We start from the raw sequence: 6759 nt of genomic DNA, 5'->3' as shown, positions 1-6759 counted from the left end.
GCGCGCAGGTGCAGGCCGCGCTGGAGGATGCAGGCTCGGGAACATCTCAGGTTCAGGTGATGCAGGCCGCACAGGCACTGATTGATGCGAAGCGGCAGGTCGAACCCAAGTCCTGACCAAGCCTTGGGGGGCAGCGCGGTCTGACCCCGCCACCCTGAAAAGCGAAAGCGGGCTTTTTGTCCTTTGGAACTCAGACCCTGATCCAAAGGAAAATCCCCATGACCAAGCCCAATCCGGCAAACACGGCTCTCTCAATTTCCGCAGCTAACCTCGCCTCTGCCCTCGCGCAGATCGGCGCGCAGATCGACCTCCAACCCCTGCGCAGTTCAGCGCTCGCGCGCATCATGCGCGAGACGTTTCATGGCAGCGATGCCGGCGGTGCCTGGGACTGGCGCATGGCATATGACCTGATGCAGGCCGCGGCTGTCCAGGTGCTGCTGCGTGGGGACGGCGTGGCAGGTGACATCGCCGCTGCAAGGCTGCTTGCCTCGCGGCTGCTGACGGAAACGCGCCGGTCAGAGCAGCAGATCCGGCTGCAGCAGTTTTCCACGCCGTTGCCTTTGGCGGCAATGGTCGTGCGGGCGGCAGCCATTCGCAAGGGCGAGACCGTGCTGGAGCCCTCGGCTGGTACCGGTGCCCTGGCCGCTTTCGCCGCCCGGGCCGGTGCCACGCTTGTACTCAATGAAATCGACCCCTTTCGTCAGCGTCTCCTGCGCGCGGTCTTCGGCGGCGAGGTCACAGGCCATGATGGCGAGCATGTCGATGATCTGCTGCAGACGCTGGTTCTACCCGACGTCGTGGTGATGAACCCGCCCTTCGCGTCCTCGGTCGATCGCTCCCGCGACAAGCACATCGCCGCCAAGCATCTCGTCGCGGCTGCAAAGCGTCTGGCACCCGGCGGGCGGCTGGTGGCGATCATGCCGCCAGGATTCACGCCCGAACGCGATGCCGCGCATTGGTCCCGCGCCTGCGGCCTCCTGACGCCGCGACTGGCGTTGACGATGCCGGGGCAGGTCTACCGCAAACTCGGCACCTCTGTCGAAACCCAGCTCATGGTCTTCGACAAGGCGCAGGAAGCCAGCGAGATGATCCGCGCCAGTGTGTGCGATCTGGATGAAGCCCTTCCTTTTGTCGACGCCGTGGCCGCAACCCGGTCCGAGATGCGCCCTGCCCAACGGGCTGAAGCGATCCCTCATGCTCGGCCGACCGTTCCATCATCTGCCCCGCGCAAGACCGCGGCTGCGTCTGTTGCCGCCTCCAAACCCCGGGCCAATGCCGTTGTCCCGCTAGTTTTCACGAGCCTTGATATCCCGCGCGACAACACGCCGATCTCGGACATCTATGCGCGCTACCGTCCGCAGCGGATCGAGATCGCGGGTGCGCAGCAACATCCCACCCCGCTAGTCGAAAGCATCGCCATGGCCTCGGTTGCCCCGCCCATGCCCTCAAACACGGGCAGTGATGACTTTCGCCTGCCCGCACGGTTGATCGAGGAGGGACATCTCTCCGAGGCGCAGCTCGAGACCATCATCATGGCGCATGATGCCCATGGGCGCGACCTGCCCGGTAGGTTCACCATCGATGACGACCAGACCAAGCTGACGCGCGCCGATGATGACCCGGATGCACGTGCCTATCGCCTTGGCTATTTCCTCGGCGACGGCACCGGTTGCGGCAAGGGCCGCGAATGCGCGGGGCTCATTCTCGTGAACTGGCTGGTCGGGCGCAGAAAGGCGATCTGGGTCTCCAAGTCCGCGACGCTTATCGAGGACGCGATCCGCGACTGGACCGATCTCGGCGGTTCGCCTGCCGACATTCAGCCACTTTCCAAATTGAAACCGGACCAGCCCGTCCCGATGAGCGACGGTATCCTCTTCGTCACCTACGCCACGCTGCGGTCCGCCGGCAAATGCGGCACCACGCGACTGAGCCAGATCCTCGCCTGGATGGGTGAAGACTTTGACGGCGTTCTTGCCTTCGATGAGGCCCATGCCATGCAGAACGCGGCAGGGTCTCAGCAGGGCAGGGGGGTCAAACCCTCCCAGCAGGGCCTTGCTGGCCTGCGACTGCAACTAGCAGCACCCCGCGCTCGCGTCTTCTACATCTCGGCCACGGGCGCCACGAGCGTGCACAACCTGGCCTATGCCGCGCGGCTGGGGCTCTGGGGGCAGGGCCCCGAATACCCCTTCCCGAGCCGCGAGAGTTTCGTCTCGGCGATGGAAGCCGGCGGCGTGGCTGCCATGGAGGTGGTCGCCCGCGATCTCAAGACGCTCGGGCTCTATACGGCCCGCGCACTCAGTTTTGATGGCGTGGAGTATGACGTGCTCGAACACGCGCTCACCCCTGCCCAGATCGAGATCTACGACGCCTATGCGGGTGCGTTTCGCACCATCCACCATAATCTCGAGGCGGCGCTGACGGCGACCGGTGTCAACGATGCCTCGGGCGAGACCAATGCCTCGGCTGCTCGCGCCTCGGCCAAGTCCCGCTTCGAGAGCACGAAACAGCGCTTCTTCAACCATCTCCTGATGGGCACGAAGGCCCCGACCATCATCCGCGCCATCGCGGACGATCTGGCGGCGGGCAAGGCTTGCGTCATTCAGGTGGTCTCTACAGGCGAAAGCCTGCTGAAACGTCGGCTTGAGACGATGGACCCGGAGGACGAGCTGGTCGAGGGCGAGCTAACGCCGCGCGACTACGTCCTGGGATACCTCGAACAGGCCTTCCCGATTCATGCGCAAAAGCTCGTGGAGATTGACGGCAACATGGTGGCGGAACCCTTGCGGGATGAGACCGGCGCGCTCGTTGTCTCGCGCGAGGCGCTCGCCCTACGCGATGCGGCCATGATGGAGTTGATGACGCTCGCCCCGATCCCTTCGGCGCTGGATCAGATCCTCTGGGCCTTTGGCGACGATGCCGTGGCCGAAGTGACCGGAAGGTCGATCCGACCTCTGAAGGCGGACGATGGCCACCTCTTCATCGAGAAGCGCGCCGCCAGCAGCAATTCATCCGAAACCCAAGCCTTCATGGACGGTGAGAAGGACATCCTTATCTTCTCCGATGCGGGCGGTACGGGCCGGTCCTATCATGCGGCGCAAGTGGCGAAGAACCAGAAACGGCGGCGGCACTACCTGCTGGAGCCCGGCTGGCGCGCCGATGCGGCCATCCAGGGGCTCGGCCGCACGCATCGCTCTGCCCAGGTCAGCGCGCCCTTCTTCCGGGTCTGCACCTCGGATGTGCATGGCGAAAAGCGTTTCACCTCGACTATAGCCAAGCGCCTCGACCAGCTAGGGGCCTTGACCAAGGGTCAGCGCGAGACCGGCTCGCAAGGCATGTTCCGGGAGGAGGACAATCTCGAAAGCCCGATCGCGCGGGCCGCACTACGTGGGTATTTCGCCGATCTTGCCGCCGGGCGCGCCGAGGCGATGGGCTATGAGAGCTTCACCGACTGGACGGCCCTGCGGCTGATCGACAAGGACGGGGTGCTCCTTGAGGAGCTTCCCCCGATCCAGCGGTTTCTCAACCGGGTGCTTGCCCTTCCCATCCACATGCAGAACGCGCTCTTTGCCGAGTTCATGAGGCGGATTGCCGATCAGACTGAACGGGCGCGCGCGGCGGGCACGCTCGATCTCGGCGTGGAAACCCTGCGCGGCCAAAAGATCGAGCAGGTCTCCACGGAGGATCTCTGGACCTGCCCGAAATCGGGCGCCGTGACGCGGATCATCGGGCTGGAGGTCACCGACCCGGTCCACGTGCTGTCGGCGGATGACGCCCTGTCGCGCAACCCCGACAAGCTGCCGATGGTCAATCGCGCCTCCGGTCGCGCGGCGTTCATCTCGGCGCGGCCCATGCAGATGTATGACGAGGACATCGTCACGCTGATGCGCAAGGCGGTGCGGCCCAACGGGTCGAGCTATCTCGAAGAGGCACGGTTCGAGTCCTCGGCTTGGGAAGAGATCGACAGGCCCGAGTTTGCACGGCTTTGGGATGCCGAGGCTGCCTCCTTGCCAAAAACCACCACGACCAAGCTCTACCTGCTGACCGGGCTGCTGCTGCCGATCTGGAAGGACATTCCGACCACCAATGAGCGGATCTACCGTGTCACGCCAGACGGGGCGACGGCCATGATCGGGCGGACGCTGAGTGAGGAAGGGGCGGCCTCGCTGCGCGCCCGCTTCCTCGTCTCCAATCCGCAAACGCCGCAGGAGATGTTGACCGCCGCCCTCGGCACCACCGCACCTGTCGATCTGGGCCGGGGTCTCACCCTGACCCGTCGCCGGGTCGCAGGCGAGATGCGCCTTGAGCTGGGCGGTGCGGACAAGGGCATGATCGACGGACTCAAGGCGCTCGGCTGCTTCACCGAGATCATCGCCTTCCAGTTGCGGGTGTTCCTGCCGCGTGGGGACGGGATCGACACAGCCGGCATTCTGGCTCTGATCGTCGGGCAGGGGCCCGCCATCACGGCAGAACAAGCCGCCTGAAAAGTCAAAGCGGGCTTTGGGTTGGGCATCGCGGATCTGGATTTCACCAGTCTGCGCTTTCCGGGCGCGCGCTGACCAATGCGACGCCTGGCCCCCCAACTTCTTACAAGAGGACAGACCCATGACCAATCCCCAGATCGACTATGCCGCAATGGCGGCTCAGTGGCGCGCAGAGCGCGAAATCACCTTGAAGGCATCCCGAGCGGAGCTGCTCGCGCAACTACGTGCGCTTGGCATCAGCGAGGTCACTGCCGAATACGAAGGCTATGGCGACTCCGGCAATGTCGAGGATGTGATCGTGCAGCCTGCAGAGGTCCAACTGCCGGAGCCGCTTGCCACTGAGGTGGGCGATTTCGCCTGGTCGCTCGCCTATCACCATCACCCGGGGTTCGAGAACAACGAGGGCGGCTATGGAACGCTGACCTGGGACTTGCGCAACGACAGCATCACCCTCGATCACGCCGACCGCTATGTCGAATGTTCGCACAGCTATGACGAGGGGCTGTGAGATGGCCCATCCGCTTCATCATGCTGAAAGCTCTGCCCGGAAATTTGGTGGGGTGCCGTCTGACTATCAGGCTGTGCACGATTGGTTTGACGCCTCAAAAGAGCACCTCGCGCTCTTTACGCACCGAGCCTTGCGCCATCATGCCCAAGGCCTGTTCGAGGCCGAACGTGTTTTCGGCCTGACCCTGACCAATAGCGCAGGTCGGGACATTCCCGTGCGCTGGATCGGCGAGCAGCATATCCGTGAAGACTGCCAGGGCCGCATTCCAAGCATGGCGGACTGGCTGCGACGGATCCAGCCCGAGCCATGGATGGCCAATGGCCATATCGACCGGCACGCCGGCTCCGAGCCCTGCGGCGACCCAAGGCTTGCCTGGGCCTCCGAGGTCGCCGCCGGAAGAACGGTTCTTGGCCTGAAGGATTGGATGGCGGCGCGCGCGACGCAAGCCACGCAAAGCGCCTGACAGGTCTCGGTCGTTTGCCAAACGAATGCCGCACGGAAGCCCGGTTGGAAGATCGGGCTTCTTGCGTCGTTTCCCCACCATTCTTCTTGAGGAGGATCGCATGACACTCGATGAAATCAAGGCGGCCGTCGATGCCGGCCAGACCGTGCACTGGGCCAATACCGGCTACGTTGTCCACAAGGACCGGCTCGGTCAGTACCTGATCACCTATGTGCCGAATGGTAGCTGCATCGGCCTGACAGACCGGAGCGGGCAACGGTTGAACGGAAAAGAAACGGAGTTCTTCGTCGCGCAATCGAAGGACGCCGCAGAAAATCCGGGCAGCCAATCAAGATCAGACGGGCAGGGGAGGGGCGTAGCACCCGGAGGCGCGGGGGCATTCCCACTCGGACGGCAGCTTTGACCCGTGGGCGGGACTGAAAGGAAAGCGAGCTTTCTGATTTGTGATCCCTCAAGGGGTCGAGAAAGCAATCCCGGATGCGCTGGCAAGGACGTCAGGCACCGGCCAATCCAAAAGGAACCATCCCATGTTCGCAGGAACCCTCACCCGCAATGTCGAGACCGCAGCCGCTCAGTACACCGGCATGATCCACTCGACGCGCTTTGACATCGCCATCCAGCTTGAAACCCGCCCGAAGATGTCCGAGCGCAGCCCGGATTTTGACGTGACGGCAGTCAACAAATCAGGCCGCAAGGTGCGCATCGGCACGGCCTGGAACGAGACCGGCAATACCAGCGGCAACCCCTACATCTCGATGCAGATCGATGTCGGCTTGGGTCCGTTCCGGGTCAACGCGGTGCAGACGAAAGAGGCGCGCGCGGCCCAAAGCGGCACGTTCGAGATCATCCCGCTGGTCTCGAACGGCCTGATGAAATCCGGCTCGATCTCGGGCGAGCTCACCGCCATGGACGCCGACAACGCCTTCACCGGCTACATCGCCAACATGATGTTCGATCTGGAGTTCATGCTGATCGAGAACGGCTACAAATCCGAGAAGACTCACCCTGATTATCGCATCGAGGTCAGCTCGCCCGGGGGCACGCCGATCCGCGTCGGCTCGGCGTGGATGGCCAAAAGCAGCCGCACGGGCAATGACTACTTGTCACTGCTGATCAACACGCCTGATGGCGACCTGCGCGTCAACGCCGTGCAGAACGAAGAACAGCGCGGCGGGCAGACCTTCTCGATCATCCCGTTCATCGACAGCGGTGAGCAGCCGCAGGACGCGGGCGCGGGGCTCTCGCTGGTCGCCTAATCGGCGCGCAAGATGAGACGATCTGAACTGAAAGGGGAGCCGTGGGATCAC

5 protein-coding genes are annotated in these 6759 nt (G+C 63.8%); all 5 read left to right on the top strand.

Annotated elements, in window-relative coordinates:
• Positions 1 to 218: 218 nt before the first annotated feature.
• Positions 219 to 4481 (top strand): strawberry notch family protein, encoded by a 4263-nt coding sequence (locus PAA8504_RS17510; RefSeq protein ID WP_108895435.1) that lies wholly within the window; start codon positions 219 to 221, stop codon positions 4479 to 4481.
• Between the two features lie 121 nt (positions 4482 to 4602).
• On the top strand, positions 4603 to 4989 hold the full coding sequence (locus PAA8504_RS17505) for a DUF6878 family protein (protein WP_108895434.1): 387 nt from the start codon (positions 4603 to 4605) through the stop codon (positions 4987 to 4989).
• A 1-nt stretch (position 4990) separates the two neighbouring features.
• Positions 4991 to 5452, top strand: a complete 462-nt coding sequence (locus PAA8504_RS17500) for a DUF6915 family protein (RefSeq protein ID WP_108895433.1) — start codon at positions 4991 to 4993, stop codon at positions 5450 to 5452.
• A 100-nt stretch (positions 5453 to 5552) separates the two neighbouring features.
• Positions 5553 to 5855 (top strand): hypothetical protein, encoded by a 303-nt coding sequence (locus PAA8504_RS17495; RefSeq protein WP_108895432.1) that lies wholly within the window; start codon positions 5553 to 5555, stop codon positions 5853 to 5855.
• Positions 5856 to 5979: 124 nt separating this feature from the next.
• Positions 5980 to 6708: a DUF736 family protein gene (locus PAA8504_RS17490; RefSeq protein ID WP_108895431.1), complete on the top strand. Its 729-nt coding sequence runs from the start codon at positions 5980 to 5982 to the stop codon at positions 6706 to 6708.
• Positions 6709 to 6759 lie beyond the last annotated feature (51 nt).

Origin of the sequence: Palleronia abyssalis, assembly GCF_900302445.1 — a bacterium.
Lineage (GTDB): Bacteria > Pseudomonadota > Alphaproteobacteria > Rhodobacterales > Rhodobacteraceae > Palleronia > Palleronia abyssalis.
The sequence above is the reverse complement of the archived record's forward strand: the minus strand, read 5'-3'. Positions and strand labels throughout refer to the sequence as shown.